Origin of the sequence: Komagataeibacter swingsii (assembly GCF_003207895.1) — a bacterium.
Taxonomy (GTDB): domain Bacteria; phylum Pseudomonadota; class Alphaproteobacteria; order Acetobacterales; family Acetobacteraceae; genus Komagataeibacter; species Komagataeibacter swingsii.
Genome location: NZ_NKUB01000002.1, coordinates 45,800 through 66,447 on the forward strand (window position 1 = coordinate 45,800; position 20,648 = coordinate 66,447).

Annotated in this window: 17 protein-coding genes; 11 read left to right on the forward strand and 6 right to left on the reverse strand. The window is 63.3% G+C overall.

The genetic code is table 11. The annotated features are described in order from the left end of the window. Positions 1-67 precede the first annotated feature (67 nt). The 3 genes from CFR76_RS02040 (at position 68) to CFR76_RS02050 (ending at position 2,351) form a co-directional block, all read left to right on the forward strand. Positions 68-871, forward strand: coding sequence for a 2-keto-4-pentenoate hydratase (locus tag CFR76_RS02040; RefSeq protein ID WP_110555593.1), 804 nt, complete (start codon positions 68-70; stop codon positions 869-871). A gap of 30 nt (positions 872-901) precedes the next feature. Next, the gene (locus CFR76_RS02045) at positions 902-1,831 is read left to right on the forward strand and encodes a 2-hydroxyacid dehydrogenase (RefSeq protein WP_110555594.1); all 930 of its coding nucleotides are present in this window, start codon (positions 902-904) and stop codon (positions 1,829-1,831) included. A 331-nt stretch (positions 1,832-2,162) separates the two neighbouring features. Continuing rightward, on the forward strand, positions 2,163-2,351 hold the full coding sequence (locus tag CFR76_RS02050; protein ID WP_110555595.1) for a hypothetical protein: 189 nt from the start codon (positions 2,163-2,165) through the stop codon (positions 2,349-2,351). A gap of 18 nt (positions 2,352-2,369) precedes the next feature. Here CFR76_RS02050 and panS read toward each other — a convergent pair whose 3' ends face one another. Further along, positions 2,370-3,290, reverse strand: a complete 921-nt coding sequence (gene panS / locus CFR76_RS02055; protein ID WP_110555814.1) for a ketopantoate/pantoate/pantothenate transporter PanS — start codon at positions 3,288-3,290, stop codon at positions 2,370-2,372. Positions 3,291-3,544: 254 nt separating this feature from the next. Here panS and CFR76_RS02060 point away from each other — a divergent pair, with 254 nt between their 5' ends. The 5 genes from CFR76_RS02060 to CFR76_RS02080 all read left to right on the forward strand — a co-directional run bounded on the left by CFR76_RS02060 (position 3,545) and on the right by CFR76_RS02080 (position 10,367). Continuing rightward, positions 3,545-5,437: an N-acyl-D-amino-acid deacylase family protein gene (locus CFR76_RS02060; RefSeq protein WP_110555596.1), complete on the forward strand. Its 1,893-nt coding sequence runs from the start codon at positions 3,545-3,547 to the stop codon at positions 5,435-5,437. 191 nt (positions 5,438-5,628) lie between these two features. After that, complete coding sequence (locus tag CFR76_RS02065) at positions 5,629-6,822, forward strand: OprO/OprP family phosphate-selective porin (RefSeq protein WP_408884346.1); 1,194 nt, start codon at positions 5,629-5,631, stop codon at positions 6,820-6,822. A 318-nt stretch (positions 6,823-7,140) separates the two neighbouring features. Continuing rightward, entirely contained in the window at positions 7,141-7,965 is an 825-nt protein-coding gene (locus tag CFR76_RS02070; protein ID WP_110555816.1) for a DODA-type extradiol aromatic ring-opening family dioxygenase, read from the forward strand. Positions 7,966-8,057: 92 nt separating this feature from the next. Next, positions 8,058-8,642, forward strand: a complete 585-nt coding sequence (locus tag CFR76_RS02075) for a YceI family protein (RefSeq protein WP_110555817.1) — start codon at positions 8,058-8,060, stop codon at positions 8,640-8,642. 150 nt (positions 8,643-8,792) lie between these two features. Beyond that, on the forward strand, positions 8,793-10,367 hold the full coding sequence (locus tag CFR76_RS02080; RefSeq protein WP_208623909.1) for a glucoamylase family protein: 1,575 nt from the start codon (positions 8,793-8,795) through the stop codon (positions 10,365-10,367). 140 nt (positions 10,368-10,507) lie between these two features. On the opposite strand, the gene CFR76_RS02085 is transcribed toward CFR76_RS02080, so the two are convergent. The 3 genes from CFR76_RS02085 to ahpC form a co-directional block, all read right to left on the reverse strand. Continuing rightward, entirely contained in the window at positions 10,508-11,899 is a 1,392-nt protein-coding gene (locus CFR76_RS02085) for an NAD-dependent succinate-semialdehyde dehydrogenase (protein WP_110555597.1), read from the reverse strand. Between the two features lie 167 nt (positions 11,900-12,066). Beyond that, entirely contained in the window at positions 12,067-13,650 is a 1,584-nt protein-coding gene (ahpF, locus tag CFR76_RS02090; protein WP_110555598.1) for an alkyl hydroperoxide reductase subunit F, read from the reverse strand. 76 nt (positions 13,651-13,726) lie between these two features. Then, the gene (gene ahpC, locus CFR76_RS02095) at positions 13,727-14,290 is read right to left on the reverse strand and encodes an alkyl hydroperoxide reductase subunit C (protein WP_025438288.1); all 564 of its coding nucleotides are present in this window, start codon (positions 14,288-14,290) and stop codon (positions 13,727-13,729) included. Positions 14,291-14,434: 144 nt separating this feature from the next. Here ahpC and CFR76_RS02100 point away from each other — a divergent pair, with 144 nt between their 5' ends. Together CFR76_RS02100 and CFR76_RS17915 are read left to right on the forward strand one after the other, a co-directional pair. Beyond that, a complete protein-coding gene (locus CFR76_RS02100) occupies positions 14,435-15,391 on the forward strand; it encodes a hydrogen peroxide-inducible genes activator (RefSeq protein WP_110555599.1) in 957 nt (318 codons plus the stop codon). A gap of 114 nt (positions 15,392-15,505) precedes the next feature. Then, complete coding sequence (locus CFR76_RS17915) at positions 15,506-16,168, forward strand: hypothetical protein (RefSeq protein ID WP_167402032.1); 663 nt, start codon at positions 15,506-15,508, stop codon at positions 16,166-16,168. Between the two features lie 12 nt (positions 16,169-16,180). Here CFR76_RS17915 and CFR76_RS02105 read toward each other — a convergent pair whose 3' ends face one another. Next, positions 16,181-17,533: a hemolysin family protein gene (locus tag CFR76_RS02105; protein ID WP_110555600.1), complete on the reverse strand. Its 1,353-nt coding sequence runs from the start codon at positions 17,531-17,533 to the stop codon at positions 16,181-16,183. 172 nt (positions 17,534-17,705) lie between these two features. Next, on the reverse strand, positions 17,706-18,752 hold the full coding sequence (locus CFR76_RS02110) for an aldo/keto reductase (RefSeq protein ID WP_110555601.1): 1,047 nt from the start codon (positions 18,750-18,752) through the stop codon (positions 17,706-17,708). Between the two features lie 360 nt (positions 18,753-19,112). Between CFR76_RS02110 and CFR76_RS02115 the strand changes: the two genes are divergently transcribed. After that, positions 19,113-20,273 (forward strand): acyl-CoA dehydrogenase family protein, encoded by a 1,161-nt coding sequence (locus tag CFR76_RS02115; protein ID WP_110555819.1) that lies wholly within the window; start codon positions 19,113-19,115, stop codon positions 20,271-20,273. Positions 20,274-20,648: the final 375 nt, after the last annotated feature.

Sequence of the window (20,648 nt, forward strand, 5' to 3'; positions counted from 1 at the left end):
GTGCCGGGGGCGTCCTGTCGGCCCCACGGGGCACCTCTCCGGTCGTGGCATGGCGTGCGGGGGTGTAATGTGCCATCGTGCCGGGGTCATGACCGTATCAGGGAACACACTTTCCATGCCTGCCATCACCAGCCTGCCAGAACTGCTCCTTGCCGTCCGGCGCGGCTGGTTGCCGCCGCCAGCCCACGTGGACGGGGCCTTGGTACCGGCCACGCAGGCCGATGCCTACGCGGTGCAGGATATGGTGGGGCGGTCCCTTGGCCCGGTTGGCGGGTGGAAGGTGGGCGCGCCCGCCCCGGATGCCGAACCCGCCTGCGCGCCCATCCATACCGCGACCATTTTCAGTGATGGCGCGACCGTCCCGGCGGATACCTGCCGCCATCTGGGGGTCGAGGCCGAGATCGGCTACCGTTTCGCCCGCGCCCTGCCCCCACGGGCCGCGCCATGGACACGTGATGAGGTGCTGGACGCCATCGGCACGGCCCATCCGGTGATCGAAATCCTTGATACCCGCTTCGCCCGGCCCGGGTCCCTGCATAAACTGCTGCATGCCGCCGACCAGCAGAGCCATGGCGCACTGATCGTAGGCCCCGGCACCACCACGTGGCGCACGCTTGATCCGGTACACGAACGCGTGGTGCTGCGGATTGATGGCAAGGTCGCGGCCGACCATACTGGCGGCAATTCGGCGGGCGACCCGTTGCGCATGCTGGTCTGGCTGGCCAACCATGCAGCCCGGCGCGGCATGGGCATCGATGCAGGCTGCGTGGTGACGACCGGGTCCACCACCGGCACCATTTTCGTGCCCCACGGCACGGATGTCGAAGCCAGCTTTCCCGCGCTGGGTTCGGTATGCGCCCATCTGGCCTGAACCCCGCGCTGCCCGTACGAAAGGTCTGACATGAAGCCCGATATCCTGCTGCTTGAACCCATGATGCCTGAAATCGAGAAACAGCTTGATGCGGCCTATAACGTCCATCGCCCGACAGCGGGTGAACCGCTAGACAAAATCGCCGGATCGATACGCGGCATCGCGACCGGCGGCGGCACCGGCGTGCCCCGCGCCATCATGGACAGCCTGCCCCACCTTGAGATCATCGCCATCAACGGCATCGGCACGGACGCCGTTGACCTGAATGAAGCAAGGCGGCGCGGCATCCATGTCACCACCACGCCGGGCGTGCTGACCGATGACGTGGCGGACATGGCGATGGGCCTGCTGCTGGCGCTGCTGCGCGGCCTGCCGGCGGCGGACCGTTACGTGCGCGACGGCGCATGGGGCCACACGCCCGCGCCCCCGCTGGGCCACAGGGTGTCGGGGCGCAGGCTGGGCATACTGGGCATGGGCCATGTGGGACAGGCCGTGGCGACACGCGCCAGTGCGTTCGCTATGCCGGTTTCCTATACCGATCGCTGTGACAAGGCCCTGCCCGGCTATACTTTCGTGCCGGAACTGCTGGCCCTTGCACGGGACAGCGACGTGCTGGTGGTGGCGGCGTCCGGCGGCGCGGGGTCACGGCATCTGGTCAACCGGCAGGTTCTTGATGCGCTGGGGCCGGATGGTGTGCTGATCAACGTGGCGCGCGGGTCGGTGGTGGACGAAGCCGCCCTTGTCGCCGCCCTGGCACAGGGGACGCTGGGTGGGGCGGGGCTGGATGTGTTCGAGCATGAACCCGACGTGCCCGAGGGCCTGCGCACCTCGCCCCGCACGGTCCTGCAACCCCATCGCGCCAGCGCCACGGTGGAAACCCGGCTGGCGATGGGCAGGCTGGTCATAGGCAACCTTGCCGCCCATTTTGCCGGCAGGCCGCTGCTGTCGCCGGTGGCCTGAACAGGTCACCTGAAAAGACAGGTTTCCAGACGCCACCTTTTTCCAGAAAGGGTGGCGTTTGCGGAATCCTTTCAAAAGAAGCTTCACCAGGACCTTTGGGCAATCCGGTGCTGGCAAGGAAATTCTGCGGCAATCCAAGGAAAACACGGAACCAGGCACCTGGCTGTCGGGACGGGCCACCCGTCATATCCGGCGGTTCAATGGCCTATGGGCGGCCCGGCCCGGCTTTATTCAATGATCCTTTACCCCGCATGTCCCACACGGGCCTGAATACAGGAACCATCCCTGTCATGGCCCGTTGGACCAGCAGGCATTTTGCGGAGTACATCCCATGCTGACCCTTCTTGTCATTGCCCTCATCATCTTCGCCATTGGCGGGGGTGGTTACGGTTACCGCTCCGGCTGGTACGGCGGGCCAAGGGGAACCGGATTCAACGGCCTTGGGCTGCTGCCAATCATCCTGCTGGTCATCGCGCTTTTTTTGTTGCTGCACACGCCTGGTAGCGCGCCGCCGCCATGACGGTGAACATGCGTGGGGCTACGGGCGGCCATCGCGCGGGGGATGCCCCGCCCACAGGGCGGCAAGGACCGACCCCGATATGTTGTGCCATACTGAAAACACCGCCCCCGGCAGGGCCGCCAGCGGGGTGAAATACAGCCGCCCCAATGTTGCGGCCAGGCCGGAATTCTGCATGCCGACCTCCAGCGCCAGCGTGCGGCACACGCCCTCGTCAAGGCCCAGCAGGCGACCACCCCAGTACCCGCCCAGCAGCCCGATCGCGTTGTGCAGCACCACGCCCGCCAGCACCAGCGGCCCCACCGCCGCAAGCGACGGGCGCACGCCCACCACGATACTGCCGATGATGGCCATGATCGACACCATGGCCACCAGCGGCAGGGCCGGTCCGACCCGCCGGACCATCTGCGGAAACGTGGTATTGACCACCACGCCCCCCATCACCGGCAGGGCCACGATTTCGACAATGCTGCGGAACAGTCCCCAGCTATCGACACTGACACCCGCCGAGACATAGAGCCGTGTCAGCACCGGGGTGACAATGATACCCACCAGCGTGGACAGCGTGCTGATGCTGACCGACAGCGCCACGTCACCACGTGACAGGTAGATCATGACATTGGACGCCGTGCCGCTGGAAACACAGCCCACCAGGACCATGCCGGTGGCGATCATGGGCGGCATGCGCAGCACATGCGCAATCGCCCACGCCGCCAGCGGCATGACCAGGTAATGCAGCACGACACCCGCCACGACCGGCAGTGGCCTGCGCGCGATACGCATGAAATCACCCGCCGCCAGCGTTACCCCCATGGTGAACATGATGAAGGCGAGCAGCGGTGTTATGGCTGGCGTCAATGCCAGGAACGGCGCGGGAGACGCGATCGCCCCGGCCGAGACAAGGACCGCCCATAGCGGGAACAGCCGTGTCAGGGCCGGCATGTCATGTTCCGTATCCGTGGCATATGTTCCCCCATGCTGTCCTGCCTGTCCGTGCGGGATGCCTGCATACGCATGGATGCGTGACATGGCCAGAGCGCGGGGCGGGCGATGGATCATTTTGTGAAGTCATCAACATTGTCCGGCGCAACCCCGCCCGCGCCCGGCTGTTGTCATGAATACGGGAGGCATCATCTCCATGGCCGCGCCGCGCCATGCCTGCTACCGTACCCACCTGCTGTCCTGGGGAGGCCCGCGTGCCCGACACCGTTTACCGCAACGCGCTTTTTTTTGACGGCACGGGCTGCCACCCTGTGATTGCAGACATCGCCATATCCGGTGGCCGGGTCGCGGCCATTGGCCCATCGCTGGACTGGGATGAAAACGCGGTACAGGTGGACTGCACCGGCCTGTGGCTGATGCCGGGGCTGCTGGACATTCACACCCATCTGGACCTTGAACTGGAACTGGCCCCCGAACTGCCCGAAGTGGTGCGCCACGGCATCACCACGGTGGTGATTGGCAACTGTTCCATCGGTGTCACCTATGGCCACCAGCGCAGCCCGGGGGAAGACCCCGTCGTGGACTGCTTCGCCCGTGTTGAAAACATGCCAAAACCCGTGCTGGCCCGCGTGGCGGACCGCTGCACATGGACGGATTCACAGGGGTATCTGGATCACCTGGGCAGCCTGCCGCTTGGCGCCAACGTTGTTCCGCTCATCCCCCATTCCATGCTGCGCATCGCGGTCATGGGGCTGCGGCAGTCCATTACCCGCCCGCCCACCAAGCGCGAGCGCGCGCAGATGGAACGCCTGTTGGATGCAGGCATGGCGCAGGGTTACGCGGGTTTTTCCACCGATGCCCTGCCCTTCCACTTCCTGGCGAACAATCCGCACAAGAAACGCAAGATCCCGACCCAGTACGCCAGCTACCGTGAACTGGCGCAACTGACCAATGTCGTGCGCCGCTACGGGCGCGTATGGCAGGCGACCCCGCCCAAGGACGATATCATCGAGGCGGTGCGCACCTTCCTGCTGACCAGCGGGCGGCTGTTCGGCCGTCCGCTGCGCACCACGGTCCTGGCGGCGATCGACCTGTGGACCAACCGCGCGGCGGTCACGATGTGCCTCATGCTGTCCGCCATCCTCAATTCCCGGCTGCTGGACGGGATGTTCCGTTTCCAGGTGCTGTCAGGCACGTTCCGTATATGGAGCGACGGGGCCATCAACCCCATAGCCGACGAAATACCCGAACTGCGCGCCCTGAACGAACTGGAACCCGATGACCGGGCGGGGCGCCTGCGCATCCTTGATGACCCGCAATGGATCGCGGCCTTCCGCGCCATGTGGCTGAAAGGCCGGACGGGATGGTCCATTGCCCGGCTGCGCCGGCTGCTGCGGCTGGAGGGCACCGTGCTGACCCGCCGCCTGGCGGATATGAAGGTGGCTGAATGCCCCCTGTCCCTGTGGCGGGGCGAGACGCTGCAGTACCCCTATCACCGTCTGCGGCAATGGCAGGCGACCAGGGGGCGGCATGGGGCGGTCAATCCGGAAGAAGCCGTGTTTTTCGCAACCTTTCCCAACCCCATCGGGGATGACGCCGCTTTCTTCATCCACCTGCTGCGGCGGTGGGATACGGACCTGCGGTGGGAGACGGCGTTTGCCAACCGCAATCCGGTCACGCTGAAAAAACTGCTGTTCAATCCCCACACGCTGCCGGGGTTCAATGACAGTGGCGCGCACCTGGCCAATATCGCCTTTTATGACGGAAACCTGCGAACCCTGAAGATCGCCCAGCCCGACGGGCCATGGCGGGTGGCTGTCGCCGTTCACCGCCTGACCGGCCTGCCCGCGGGCTTTTTCAACCTCAACGCGGGCGTGCTGAAGGTGGGCGCGCAGGCCGATCTGTGCGTGATCGACCCTGATGCCCTGCGGCGGTGGGACCCGGAAAAAACCTATGAATTCGTCTATCGCAGCGCATTTGGCTGCCGCCAGGTCATCAACCGGCCACCCGGCGTCGTACGCCATGTCATGGTCGCGGGCCTGACCGCGTGGACTGATGGCGATTACACCCGTGACTTTGGCCACACGGCCTTTGGCCGGGTCATGCGCGCGAAGGACCACCCGGATGAACGCACCCTGCATGCCTGAACCCCGGATGGCGCGAACCGGGAAACGGGGCCGGGGACCATGGCCGGCCCGCCTGTCCACGCGCCGGTGTTTCCAAACGGGCAACACGCTCCCGCGCAGATTTGATGGCCTGTCCCCCTGCCCGTCCATGCTATGGGCTGCGGGTCAGCCCCAGTGCATTGCGTGGAGAGTACCATCCCTTGTCATGCCGATTGCAAGCCGGGTCCGCGTTCTACGCCTTCGTGCTGCTGCACGCGGGCACGGCCCGCGCCCAGAACGTGCCCACCATTGACCTGCATGGCATAACCATAAAACCCTATGCCACGGACCAGCTTGACGTGGGCGGGTTCGCCAATGCATCCCCCGCCCGTCCGGGCACGGGGGCGCGGGGGGCGCGCATGCGCAATGGCGTGCGGCTGAATATCCACAAACAGGTCGAAATCGGGGCCATATGGGATTTCGGGCCGGCGCCCGGTGGGCCGATGCGCCTGTTTGAGGGGCAGGTTTCCTATGTCGGGCTGCGGCATTTCGTATTCACGGCGGGGATTTTCAAACCCAGCTTCGGCCTTGAATCCATGCAGGCGCAGGGTGATACCGTCTTTATCGAACGTTCCAGCATTTCCACCCTGACGCGCAACCTGGCCACGGGTATCGAACGGCAGGCGGTGCAGGCGGAAACATACGGCAAACGTTATCATTTCGCACTATCCGCCACCGCGGGCACGGCGGGGCCGGGCGAAAACGGCAACCAGCGCGCCATGGCCTTCCGCCTTGTCGGCCTGCCGGTCCGCACACGCTCCGTGCTGTTCCATCTGGGATTTTCGGGGGAGTGGGTGTTCCGCCCCGCATCCGCCCGCAACGCCGCCCCGGCGCTGTCGCTGTCCGACAATCCGGAAATCAATCCGGGCACGGTTTCAAAATACCTCGATACAGGCAGTATCCGGGCCGACAGCGCGGGGGCCTTCGGGGTGGAGGCCGCCGTATCATGGAAACGACTGCTGTTCCAGGGCGAGGCCTATGACATCCTGCTGAACAGCCGCATCAATAACGTGGCGGCACAACTCCGCTTTCACGGATGGTACGGGCAGCTTGGCTACACCATCAATGGAAAGCAGCGGGAGTGGAAGGGCCGCACGGCGGCGTTTTCCGCGCCGTCATGTGACAGGAAGCAGAGCGTGCTGTGCAACGGTTATGGCGTGCTGGAAATCGCGGCCCGTTATTCACAGGCCGACCTTGAATCCGGTCCCATACATGGCGGCGACCAGCAGACCGGGTCGCTGGCCGTGAACTGGTGGCCCACGGGCATCATCCGCACGACCGTGCAGTACGAATACGGGCAGGTGACGCGCACGCCATCGGCCGAACACTTCCATGCGGTCATGTCGATGTTCCAGATAAAATTCTAAGAAACTGTTTGAAAACAACCCATTGATAAAAAACAAAAGTTTTTGGGTGCCGCCTTTTTTCAAAAAGGCGGCATTCTTTCGAAGCTTTTGCAAAACGCCTCACCAAAAACTTCATTTAATTTTAAAGCACTATCATGGGCTGTCTTTTCAGACAGTCTTGCGCAACAATTCCCCGATAGCCCTTTTTCATGATGCCGCCGGTCACGCAATAACTGGCGCACCCACACCGATCCGCCGTAACGTATCCGCATGCCGGGCGTTGATTCCGACACGGATGGATGAACAGATCATGACGACCACGACAGGAAGATGACCGGCATGGAACAGCAACCCGGCCCCGGGAATGATACGGCACGCCAGCCGGTCCTGTTCCTGCCGCATGGCGGGGGACCGTGCTTTTTCATGGACTGGCCGGATACATGGGACCATATGGCGGCCTACCTGCGTGGGGTCGCCGCCACCCTGCCCCGGCGCCCCGACGGGATCGTGGTTATGTCCAGCCATTGGGAAACGGGCATGCCCACGGTGACATCGGGCGCCCACCCGCCGCTGATATACGACTATTCCGGCTTTCCGCCCCATACGTACCAGCTCCGCTATCCCGCACCGGGTTCCCCCCGCCTTGCCGCGCAGGTCTGCGCCCTGCTGGACAGGGCGGGCATCACCAGCGCGCAGGACCCCGGGCGGGGCTTTGACCATGGCGTATTCATACCGTTCATGCTGGCCTTTCCGCAGGCGGATATCCCGGTTGTGGAACTGTCGCTGCAACGCGAGCTGAACGCCGCGATGGAAATCCGGACCGGGGCGGCGCTGCAGCCGCTGCGCGCGCAGAACGTGCTGATCGTGGGCACGGGCATGACGTACCACAACCTGCATCACTTCATGGGGCAGAACCCGCAATCCGATGCCGTATCGCGGGAATTCGACACATGGCTGGCCCATGCGGTGGAATCCCCGCCGGACATACGGACCGAGGCCCTGACGCAGTGGACCCACGCGCCGGGCGCACGGATCTGCCATCCCCGCCCCGAACACCTGCTGCCGCTCATGTTCGCCGCAGGGGCCGCCGGGACGGACCGGGGCGTGCGCGATTACAGCGATACGGTCATGGGCAAGGCGCTATCGGGCTTCCGGTTTGGCTGATGGCGGCATTCCGGCCGTTCTTTCCAGTCCCGACAGATTAAAGGCATGACACGATGAAAAAAGGCATTACGAAAAAAGGTATTCCGGGCGACATGGCGGCCGCCTGCATGTGGGTGCTGCTCATGGCCCCGGCGCTGGCCGCAACGCCCGCTCATGACGTGCGGGCCGGGCGTTACCGGGTCGAACCCGGACATACCCAGATTACCTTTTCCCTGATGCATATGGGCTTTACGCCCTATTCCGGCATGTTTTCAGGCATCAGCGGCACGTTGCAGCTTGATCCCGCCCACCCGTCCGCATCCCGGCTGGATGTCAGCGTGCCGGTCAGCAGCCTCTACACCCCCAGCGACAGGCTGACCGGGGAACTGAAGGCGGCGGACTGGTTTGACGCCGCCCGCTACCCGGACGCCACCTTTGCCTCGACCTCGGTCGTGGCCGACGGGGCTGACAATGCCACGATTACGGGCAACCTGACGCTGCATGGCGTGACAAGGCCGGTCGTGCTGCATGCGCATTATGTCGGCGCGGGCGTCAACCCGATGGACAAGGCCTATACGGTCGGGTTCGCGGCCACGGCAACCATCCGGCGCAGCGATTTCGGGATCAAAGCCTATGTACCGATGGTGGGTGATGACGTGACCCTGAATATTGCCGGTGCGTTTGAAAGGCAGGACTGAGCCTGATGGCGGGGCGTTGGATGCGTCCCGCCATGCCATATCGGTTACATTTCGAAATAAAACTTCCGCATCCGTACGCCTGCCCGGATATTGCCTTGGCCCTGATCTGAATTCATAAGGGTCGGACGGCCACGGGCGGGAGACTGAGTCTTGCATTCTCGACCAAGGGGGAGACACGCGCGTGCCTTCCTGTCAGCCCTTGTCCTTGCCGCCTGCGCGCCGGGGCTATGCGCGCGGGCCGCGGATGGTGTCGTAGGCAACGCGGTCGCAGCCCCGTCCGTTCCCCATCTATCCGCCAGTGCGGCGGATAACGCCCTGACAGACGATCTGGAACGCCGGACCTTCCGCTGGTTCTGGGACGCGGGCGACCCGAAAACGGGGCTGGTACCTGATCGCTACCCATCACCGCAGACATTGAGCAGCGTGGCCTCCATCGGGTTTGGCCTGACAGCCTATGGCATCGGGGCCAGCCGGGGTTACGTCACCCGCGCGCAGGCCGCGACACGGACGCTGGCCACCCTGCATTACCTTATGGACGGCCCGCAGAATGACAGCGCCGATAACGCCATGGGGTACCAGGGGTTTTACTATCACTTCCTCAACAGGGGGACGGGGCTGCGCTTCAGCCATGATATCGAACTGTCCAGCATCGACACCGCGCTGCTGATGCAGGGCGTGCTGTTCGCCCAGTCCTATTATGACCGCCAGACGCCACGCGAGGCAGAGATCCGCAACCTGGCCGACCAGTTGTACAAACGCGTCAACTGGCAATGGATGACCCGCCCCGACAACCGGCTGAGCATGGGATGGAGTCCCGAACACGCCTTCATCCCCAGCTACTGGGAAGGCTACAGCGAGGGGATGATGGCCTATATCCTCGGCCTCGGTTCGCCCACCCATGCGCTGGCGCCCGTATCGTGGCAGGCGTGGCTGGCCACCAACAACCAGCGCTGGGGCGATTATTATGGCCAGACCTTCCTGAATTTCGCGCCCCTGTTCGGCCACCAGTACAGCCATGCGTGGATCGATTTCCGTGGCGTGCAGGATGCATGGGCGCGTGAAAAACAGATCGATTATTTTGAAAACAGCCGTCGCGCCGTCTATGCCCAGCGGGCCTATGCCATCGCCAACCCCGGCAAGTGGCAGGATTACAGTGCCACGATGTGGGGCCTGACCGCCTGTGACGGCCCCGGTGACGTAACCCGGCAGATTGATGGGCAGTCACGGCACTTCCTGTCCTATTCCGCCCGTGGCGCGGGCCGCGACTATACGCAGGATGACGGCACCGTGGCCCCCACCGCCGCCGCCGGGTCCATTGCGTTCGCACCGGAAATCGTGCTGCCGACGTTGCGGAACATGAAAAACCGCTACGGTCAGGGCATTTATGGCCGGTACGGGTTTGTGGATGCGTTCAACCCCAGTTTCCGCAACGGGCAGACCTTCTGGACCGACCGGGAATACCTGGGCATTGACCAGGGGCCGATCCTGCTCATGATCGAAAACTGGCGCAGCGGGCTGGTATGGAACGTGATGAAGCGCAACCCCTATATCCGCGCGGGGCTGGAACGCGCGGGATTTGAAGGGGGATGGCTGCCTGCCCCGACCGCCACCGCAACCGGGCGGGATACCAGGACGTTGCAGCTTGCCCTGCCGTCCGCCACGGCGGCAACGGCCAGCGATGCCGCGCGGGGACCGGCGGCGGCCCCCCCGGCCAACCCGTCGTAACGTGTTTTTGACTGCCTGAACGATCGTTTGAAAATAAATCTTTAATAAATAAACGTTTTTGGGTGCCGCCTTTTTTCAAAAAGGCGGCCTTCCCTGAAGCTTCCTGAAAAATGCTTCACCAGAAACGTCCTGCGACAGATTTACGGACCTGCATCAATCGGCACGACATCAATCAGCTTCTTGTTGACGAATTCCTGTATGCCCATGGAGGACAGCTCGCGCCCGAACCCCGACCGCTTGACCCCGCCAAAGGGCAGGTCGGATGTTGTCCATGTGGGGTGGTTGACATAGACCATGCCCGTCTCGATCTGTTCGGCCACCCGGATGCCGCGCGCCGTATCGGACGTAAAGACCGAGCCACCCAGCCCGTACGGGTTGTCATTGGCCAGGGCTATGGCCTCGTCTTCATCGCGCACACGGAAGAACATGGCGACCGGACCAAACAGTTCCTGATGGAAAACCGGGTTGTCGGGCGCGATATCGGTCAGGATGCTGGTCTGCACGAACGCGCCCCGGTTGGGGGGCGTGGGGCCGACCCGCATGACCTTTGCGCCGTTCCTGACCGCCAGTTCCACCTGTTCGTTCAACTGGTCGGCGGCACCCTGTGATGACAGGGGCGGCACGCCGCTTTTTTCATCCATCGGGTCACCGGGGACCAGCTTGCCCAGTTCGGTCGCGAAGCGGTCCAGAAAGGCATCGGCTATCGGTTCGGCCACAATGATGCGCTTGGCCGCGACACAGCACTGGCCACCGTTGTTCATGCGGCCCCAGACCGCCCATTTCACGGATTTTTCAAGGTCGGCATCTTCCAGCACGATAAAGGCGTCGCTGCCCCCCAGTTCCATGGTGGTCTTTTTCAGCGCCTTGCCCGCCTGTGACGCCACGATGGCCCCTGCCCCCTCGCTACCGGTCAGGGCGACGCCAATCACGCGATCATCGGCAATGATCCTGCCCACCTGGTCACGGGTGGCGTACAGGTTGGTATAAAGCCCTTCCGGCGCGCCGGCATCGCGGAACAACTGTTCAAACGCGGCGGCCGCCTGCGGCACGTTGGAGGCATGTTTCACCACCACCACATTGCCCGCCATGAACTGTGGCCCCACCACGCGGGCAAGCTGGTAGTAGGGAAAATTCCATGGCTCGATCGCAAAGACGATGCCCAGCGGCTGGCTGACCACCATGGCCTGGTCCCCCCGCCCGCTTTTTTCCTTCAGCTTCTGCGGGGCGAGGAAAGTTTCGGCATTATCGGCGTAATATTGCAGGATATCGGCGGACAGTTCGACTTCCGCCAGGCTTTCACGATACAGCTTGCCCATTTCCAGTGTCAGCAGGCGGGCATATTTATCCTTTTGCGTGCGCAGCAGGTCGGCGGCCCTGCCCACGATTACCGCGCGCCTGGCAAAGGGCAGCTTCGACCATTCCCTGTATGTCGCCTGCGCACGGTCCAGCTTCCGCGCCAGTTCCGCATCCGTCAGGTCGGGGAATGTTGCAATGGTCTCATTGGTGTACGGGTTGACTGTCTTGTACGCCATTGGCCTGTCTCCATCCAGTTCTTGGGGCAACAGGCGTGGTCCATGCGGCGGCGTTGCGTCTCAACCGGCCAACGCCACCTTCATGCCGCCTGTGCGGGCACAACGGCATGAAGGCGACCGGGTTGCGTGGCGTTTGCACGGCTTGGCATCCGGCGGCCGGCCAGCCATCAGGCCGTAACCAGCTTTTGCGGCGCAGGCGCGGGCACGCGGATCAGGTAGTCAAAGGCGGACAGCGCGGCCTTTGCCCCCTCGCCTATGGCAATGACAATCTGCTTGTAGGGCGTGGTCGTCGCATCGCCTGCCGCGAACACGCCGGGGATCGAGGTCGCGCCATGGTCGTTGACGATGATTTCACCAAAGTCATTCAGCTTCAGCGTGTCCTTCAGCCAGCCGGTGTTGGGCAGCAGGCCGATCTGCACGAACACCCCTTCCAGATCGATATGATGGTCCGCGCCATCCCCGCCGCGATAGGTCAGCCCCGTCACGTTACGGCCATTGCCCTCGATCCGCGTGGTCAGGGCCTCGGTCAAGACCGTGACATTGGACAGCGTATGCAGCTTGTCCTGCAATACCTTGTCCGCCTTCAGGTGCGACCCGCGCTGCAGCAGCGTCACGTGGGCCACGATGCCGGCCAGGTCGATGGCCGCTTCCACCCCGCTATTGCCACCGCCCGCCACGGCCACGCGCTTGCCCTTGTAGAAGGGACCATCGCAATGCGGGCAGTAGGCAACGCCCCTGGTGCGGTATTCCTCCTCGCCCGGCACGCCAAGGTGGCGCCAGTGCGCGCCGGTGGCCAGTATGACCGTGCGGGAATGCAGGACCGCGCCATTTTCCAGCACCACGCCATGCAGGCCACCGGGTTGCGTCGCGGGAAACAGTTCCTTGGCGCGCTGGCCGGGAATGATCTCCACGTCATACTGCCGGACATGCGCCTCCAGCGCCGCCGCCAGTTTCGGGCCATCGGTTTCGGGAATGGAGATGAAGTTCTCGATGCCCGCGGTATCCATGACCTGCCCGCCAAAACGGTCGCCCAGCAGGCCCGTGCGCAGCCCCTTGCGCGCGGCGTAGATCGCAGCCGACGCGCCGGCCGGGCCTTCCCCGATGATCAGGACATCGAACGGCGCGATATCCTTCAGCTTTTCAGCGGCCTGACGGGGGGCGTCGGTATCCAGCTTCGCCAGGATCTGCTCGATTTCCATGCGTCCCGTCTCGAACAGTTTACCATTGAGGTAAACCTGCGGCACGGACATGATGTTGCGGGCCGCGACCTCATCGGGGAACAGCGCCCCGTCGATCGTGACGTTATGAATGTTGGGGTTCAGCACGCACATCGCATTGAGCGCCTGCACCACGTCGGGGCAGTTCTGGCACGACAGGGCGACGTAGGTCTCGAAATTGTACGGTCCCGGCAGGGCGCGTATCCGGGCCGCCACGTCATCGGGGATCTTTGGCGCGTGGCCGCCCACCTGCAGCATCGCCAGCACGAAGGAGGTGAACTCATGCCCCAGCGGGATGGCGGCGAACGTCACCCCCGTTTTCGCCCCATCACGGCGGATGACGAAGCTGGGCCGCCGGGTGGCCTGCCCTGTCTCGGACACCTGCACCTTGTCCGAAAGGGCGGCGACCTCGTGCAGGAGTTCATGCATCTCACGCGATTTGGGGGTGTCATCCAGGCTGGCCTCCAGCACGATCGGGTGCGCAAGGTCGGTCAGATAACCCTTGAGCTGCGTCTTGATGGGATCTTGCAACATGGGAATGGACTCCGCTCTTTGGGGAAAGGTGGCGTGGGTGGCCCGGCCCCACGGGACCGGACCATGACCACTGGCGTCAGATCTTGCCGACGAGGTCCAGCGACGGGGTCAGCGTGGCGCCGCCTTCCTTCCACTTCGCCGGGCAGACTTCGCCGGGGTGGGAGGCGACGTACTGCGCGGCCTCGATCTTGGCGATCAGTTCGGCTGCACTGCGGCCGACGCTGCCAGCGGTGATTTCGATGTACTGGATCCGGCCTTCGGGATCGATCAGGAAGGTGCCGCGGTCGGCCACGCCCGCTTCCTCGATATACACATCAAAATTACGTGCGATGTGCCCGGTCGGGTCGCCCAGCATGACATACTTGATCTTGCTGATGGCCGGCGAGGTGTCGTGCCATGCCTTGTGGGTGAAATGCTTGTCGGTCGAAACCGAATAGATTTCCACGCCCAGCTTCTGGAATGTCCCGTAATTTTCAGCCAGGTCTTCCAGCTCCGTCGGGCAGACGAAGGTGAAGTCCGCCGGGTAGAAGAAGAAGACGGACCATTTGCCCTTCACGTCGGCATCGCTCACCTTGATGAACTTTCCGTTGTGGAAGGCGTCTGTCTCGAACGGCTTCAAAGACGAATTGATGCGTGCCATGCGGAATGCTCCTTGCTTTGGCTTGTCAGTTATTGACCGGGTATCTGTCCCACAAACACGAAATGGGGAGAAACCGTTTCTGTCAATGGGTGTGATCGGAAAAACCTTTTTACAAACAGCCCAAAATCGGTCCTATCTATAGATATGAGCTATATTCCCCTTTCCGGCCTGTCGCTGCGCGACATCGAATATGTGGTGGCGGTGGATGACCTGCGCAACTTCTCCCGCGCGGCGGAACGCTGTGGGGTCAGCCAGGGCGGCCTGTCGGAACAGGTGCGCAAGCTTGAATCCCTGCTGGGCGTCGTGCTGTTCGAGCGCACGCGCCGCCATGTGGCGGTCACGCCCGATGGGGCGCGCCTGATCGCGATGGGCCGCGACGTGCTGGCCGCCGCCCGCGCCATGATCGAGGCCGCGCGCATGCGCACCGGCCCGCTGGAAGGCGTGCTGCGCGTGGGGATCATAGCAACCCTTGGCCCCTATTACGTGCCTGACCTGCTGCCCCTGCTGCGGCGGGCCTATCCGCAACTGAAGCTGCAACTGACCGACAGCCTGACGGATACAATGCTGCGGATGCTGCGCCATGATGAACTGGACGTGGTATTCGCCGCCCTGCCGGCAAGCGGGGAGGGATTCCACTGCGCGCCCCTGTTCCGCGAACCGTTTCTTGCCGCCTTTCCCGCCAGCCACCCGCTGGCGCGGCGCAGGGCGCTGGCGATGCCGGACCTGAAGGGGCCGGACCTTCTGCTGCTGGAAGACGGGCACTGCCTGCGTGACCAGGCGCTGGCGCTATGTGGCCCGCCGCCACAGCGCGACCCGCCACGCCTGGCCACCAGCCTTGAAATGCTGTGGCACATGATTGGCGCGGGCGAGGGATATTCCCTGATCCCCCGGCTTGCGCTGCGCCACCGGGGCGAATGGGACGGGCTGATAAGCGTAGTGGCCCTGCCATCCGCCAGCCGCACGATCGGGCTTGTCTGGCGCGCATCCGACCCGCGTGGCCCGGCATTTGAGGAATTTGCCCGCTTCCTGCGCGAAAACCCGCCCGAAGGCTGCGCACCCGCCGATGCCCCGCCACACGCACCCCGCATCCCGCCCGCATGACCATGTCATGCCCGGCGGGTCTTTTTCCGGACCATGTGGTGATAATGACGGACAAACACCTTTGTCGCGCTTTCCATCCATGGGCATGGTCAGGTCATGAACCGCGGCCACCGCATGGCTGAGAGACTGTTTGAAAACAACCAATTGATAAAAAACAATAAAAGTTTTTGGGTGCTGCCTTTTTTCAAAAAGGCGGCGTTCTTTCGAAGCTTTTGCAAAAAGCTTCACCAAAAACTTCCTTTAATTTTAAAGTGCTATCATGAGCTGACTTTTCAAACAGTCTCTGACTCCCGGACCCGCGATACAGTCCTGAAAACAATCCGGGCCGGACGCTACGGCCCCCCGTCAGCCATTCGCTCGACCTTGCGGCCTGCGCGCCAGCGCTGGCGGGCGGCAGGCGCCCGCTGGCCCGGATCGTGCGACCTTCCAGCCCGTCGTGAAAAAAGCCCGCGCCATGCATGGCCTGCCCGCGCCGCGCGTGGCCTGATTGTACGCAAACGCCGCCGCCAGCATGCATTCAGGCGGCAATTACCAAACCTTTGCGCCGCCATGGCGTTGTCACGATATTATCAGGAGGCGCCCATGATACGTCCCATCAGGTTATTCATCGCCCTAGCCATCGGCCTGTCCGTGGCAGGATGCCACGACGGTCGCTACCATCATCACCACCGTGGGTATGACGGCTATCACCGTGGCGGCTATGGAAACGGATATGGCGGACCGGGACGCGGATACGGTGGTCCCTATATGGGCGGCGGGGGCATGGGCAGGCCATGACCCCCGGGGCGGTTACGGCCCGGCCAGCCGGGTGACCAGCAACTGGTTGATGCGAAAGCCCTCGACATCCACGACCTCAAAACGGAAACGCTGCGTATCCACGCGGTCGGCCTTGCGGGCCATGCGGCGCAGGCGGTGCATGACAAAACCGCCAATGGTGTCGAATGGCCCGGCTTCATCCAGGTCGGCGGCTTCCAGTTCACGGCGTACGTCGCCTATCGACGCTGCGCCATCAATCAGCCATGAATTGGCGTCGCGGCGCACGATCAGCTGTTCCTCGAACGGGTTGGCAAGCCCGCCCATCAGGGCGCCCATGATGTCCTTGAAGGTAATCAGCCCCACGACCAGCCCGTATTCGTTCACCACCAGCGCGAAACCCACGCCATGCGTGTCGAACTGCGCCAGCGTATCCCACAGGTTGATCGTCTCGGGCACGGACAGCACATCGCGCCGCACCTGAAAGATCGCGTTGCCACTGGACAGGCCGCCCTGTGGCCCCTTGGCGGGCTGCTGGGTCGGGTCACGGTCCACCACGGCCGCCAGCACGTCTTCCGCGCGGATGGACCCCACGACGTTATCCAGCCCGCCATTGCACAGCGGGTAGCGTGAATAGGGCTTGGCGCGGACCTTGGTCTTCTGTTCCTCGATGGTTTCCTGCAGGTCGAGGAACACGATTTCATCACGCGGGGTCATGGCGGATGTGATCGAACGGTCCTGCAGCCCCAGCACGTTCTGGATCATCTGGTGTTCCTGTTCCAGCAGCACGCCCGACGCCGTGCCGGCGGCCAGGATGGCGCGCAGGTCCTCTGGCGTAACAGGTTCGACCGCCGATGCCGCCGGGATCTTCAGGGCGCGCAGGATGGTGTCCGACAGCTTGGAAAACACCCAGACGATGGGATAGAGCAGTTTGAGCGCCAGGGCCGGGAACCAGCCCACGGCCAGCGCGATCTTGTCCGGCGCGTTCATGGCGACACGTTTGGGCAGCAGGTCGGCAAACAGCACGAACAGCCCCGTCACCAGCACGAACCCGAAGACCGAGGCCAGCGTTTCCGCGGTCGGGGCCGGCAGGCCCCACCCCATCAGCCCATGGGTGACGGACGGCGCGATCATTTCCGAACTGATCATGCCGCCCAGCACGCCCACGCCATTGAGGCATATCTGCAGGACGGTCATGACCTGCCCGCTGTTGCGCCGCAGTTTCAGGAACGCTGTGGCCCGTTCATCACCCGCTTCCGCGCGCGAACGCAGGCGTACGTCACGCGCGGCGGCAAAGGATATTTCAGACAGTGAAATGAAGATATTCAGTGCGACCAGAAGGACAAGCGCGATCAGGCCAGAGAAAAACAGAATCACCGGGACACCCATAAGACAACGGCCATTCAATATAGCACGTAATTTCACAAATCCGCACGGATATGTTCAATCAGGTGAAATCGTTTTTTACTTGTACTACATCATGGATTGTTGATAATGGAATACTGGCCGACTGTCCCGGCGCAAGGGACAGCCATGGCGATACGCGCCATGGCCCGCCCCGTCAGGGCGCCGGGTTGGAATGGACCTGGTGGATGGCGTTGATCCGTTCTTCCAGTTCCGGGGTAATGGTCACGTTTTCCGCCCCCACGATGGTCTCCAGTTGCGCCGTGCTGGTGGCCCCGATGATGTTGGAGGTCACGAACGGACGCGACGTGACAAAGGCGATGGCCAGTTGCACCGGATCAATCGCGTATTCATGCGCAAGCTGGATATAGGCGCGAATGGCGTCGTCTACCCCCGGCTTCTCATAACGCTGCCCACGTTTGAACAGGGTCGTGCGCGCACCGGCGGGCCGCGCGCCGTCAAGGTACTTGCCCGTCAGGTATCCCTGCGCCAGCGGGGAATAGGCCAGCAGCCCCACCCCTTCGCGCAGCGACATTTCCGCCAGCCCGATTTCAAACGTGCGGTTGATCAGGTTATAGGCGTTCTGGATCGACACCACGCGCGGCGCGCCGTTGCGGGCTTCGGCCAGGTATTGCGACAGGCCCCATGCGGTCTCGTTCGACAGGCCGACATGGCGGATCTTGCCTTCCTTCACAAGGTCCCCCAGCACGCCCAGCGTTTCGGCAATCGGCACCTCATCGGCATCAGGCACGGTGGCGAACGTATTGCCCCCCGCCCCGAACAGGCCCAGTTTCCGGTCCGGCCAGTGCAACTGGTACAGGTCGATGTAATCCGTGCCCAGGCGGCGCAGCGACCCATCCAGCGCGTAACGGATCTGTTCCGGGGTCAGGCGCGTGTCCTCGCCCCCCGGACGGAACCATGGCGACGTGCCACGCCCGACCACCTTGCTGGCGATGACCAGACGTTCACGCCCGCCCCGGGCCTTGAGCCAGCTACCGATAATCCGCTCGGTCGCACCATGGGTTTCGGCGCGCGGGGGGATGGCGTACAGTTCGGCCGTATCAATGAAATTGATGCCGTTCGCCACGGCCATGTCCAGCTGCGCATGCCCTTCGGCTTCCGTATTCTGCTGGCCGAATGTCATCGTGCCAAGACAGATCTCGCTGACCCTGATACCGGTACGCCCGAGTTCACGTTGCTTCATCTGAAACCCTGCTGGTTGGAAAAAAGACCGGCATGCCCGCACCCGTGTAACCGGGATATGGGCAGCCATGGTGGCCATCGCGCCCATGCGGCACGATCGCACGCCTTCCGCGCGCGCCCCGCATCCATGACAGGAGCCGGGCGAACAGGAAAAACATGGCGGGACGGTAGCATGATGGCTGATCATTTCAACCAGACGGTATGATATTTTTACAAATATACGATATTTTTTGTTATTATTCAGGCCGCTACCCGACGCACGCAGGGCCGGAGCGACCATGGCTTGCGCGCATCGGCACATGATGATGAAGTTGGTGGGGTCCGGTCCGCCATGGATGACCGCAGCAAGGATATCCAAGCCATGGGTTCACCCCCCGCCCCCGCCATTCCGCCCCCCCGACAGACACTGGACGGACTGGCGGCACGCTTTGCCAGCCGTGCGGCCGCCCATGACCAATCTGGCGAAATCGCCACCGAAAACCTTGATGAATGCCGCGCGGCGGGCCTGCTGGGCCTGACCATCGCGCGCATGGATGGCGGACAGGGTAGCGGCCTGCGGCAGGTGGTGGATGTGGTCGGCCGACTGGCCACCGGCGACCCCACTACCGCACTGATCATGGCCATGCATTTCCTGCAGCATATGCTGGTTGCACGGGATTCCCGCTGGCCTGACACCGCGCGACGGCAGGTGATCGAAACCGCCCTGCGGGATGGCGCGCTGATCAACGCGCTGCGGGTCGAGCCTGAACTGGGTACCCCCGCACGCGGCGGCCTGCCCGCGACACGCATTACACGCGATGCGGGCCGGATCATGCTGAACGGGCGGAAAATCTATTCCACCGGGTCAACCGCCCTGCGCTGGGGCACGGTATGGGCCGCAACGGACGAGGTCCAGCCACGGGTGGGGCAGGTTCTGGTTGACCTGCATGCCCCGGGCATACGCATTGAACGCAGTTGGCGCCAGATGGGCATGCGCGCGACAGGCAGCCATACCTTCGTATTCGAAAATGTCGAACTGCCTGAATCGGCTCTGGTTGACCTGCGGTTGCCCGAACAGTGGCAGAGCAACGACGGGGCGCTTGTTACCGGCCATGCGCTGGCCATCGCAGCCCTGTATGATGGCGTGGCCCATGCGGCACGGGACTGGCTGGTTTCCTTCCTGCATGCCCGCGTGCCGACGGCGCTGGGCAGGCCGCTTGCCACCCTGCCCCGGTTCCATACGCTGCTGGGGCAGATTGACGCGCTGCTGATGAGCAACCGGAGCATACTGGATGTTGCCCTCGGCCGGGCGGAAAGCGGGGACTATCCCGGCACCGAGGCCAATCTGGCCAAATATGTCATGACGGAAAACGCCATCAGGGCCGTGGAGCTGGGCGTTGCCGCGATCGGCAATCCGGCCCTGAGCGAGGACAACCCGCTGGAACGCCATTTTCGCAACGTGCTTTGCGCGCGCATCCACTCCCCCCAGGGCGACGTGGCGCTGGCCGCGGCAGGCAGGGTGGCGCTGGCCGCGACGGAATAAAAGCGCCCTGTTCCCGTTCTGGCCAGAAGGACGCACGGCCGCCTCGGGGCGCAATCCGTATTGCGCCCATAGTTGCGGGGCAGCCGGCCCTATGATTGACGGGCTGTTTTACTGGCGGGTTTTCAATGCAATCCCCTGGCGGGGACGGCGCGTGCATCCGATCCATGCATGGCGCATTGGCAACCGTTATGGTCCTGCCCGCTTTCACCCTTCGATATAGCTTTATCGCCAATACAGACGCGGCCTGCCCACGGGCATATATGTGCGATTTTTTTATTCCATGCATTGCCTCTGTCATATCATGGCATCGACTGATAAAATTTCCCTGAGCAATGGAATATAGCATATTGCATATTCATGGGAGATACGATTGAG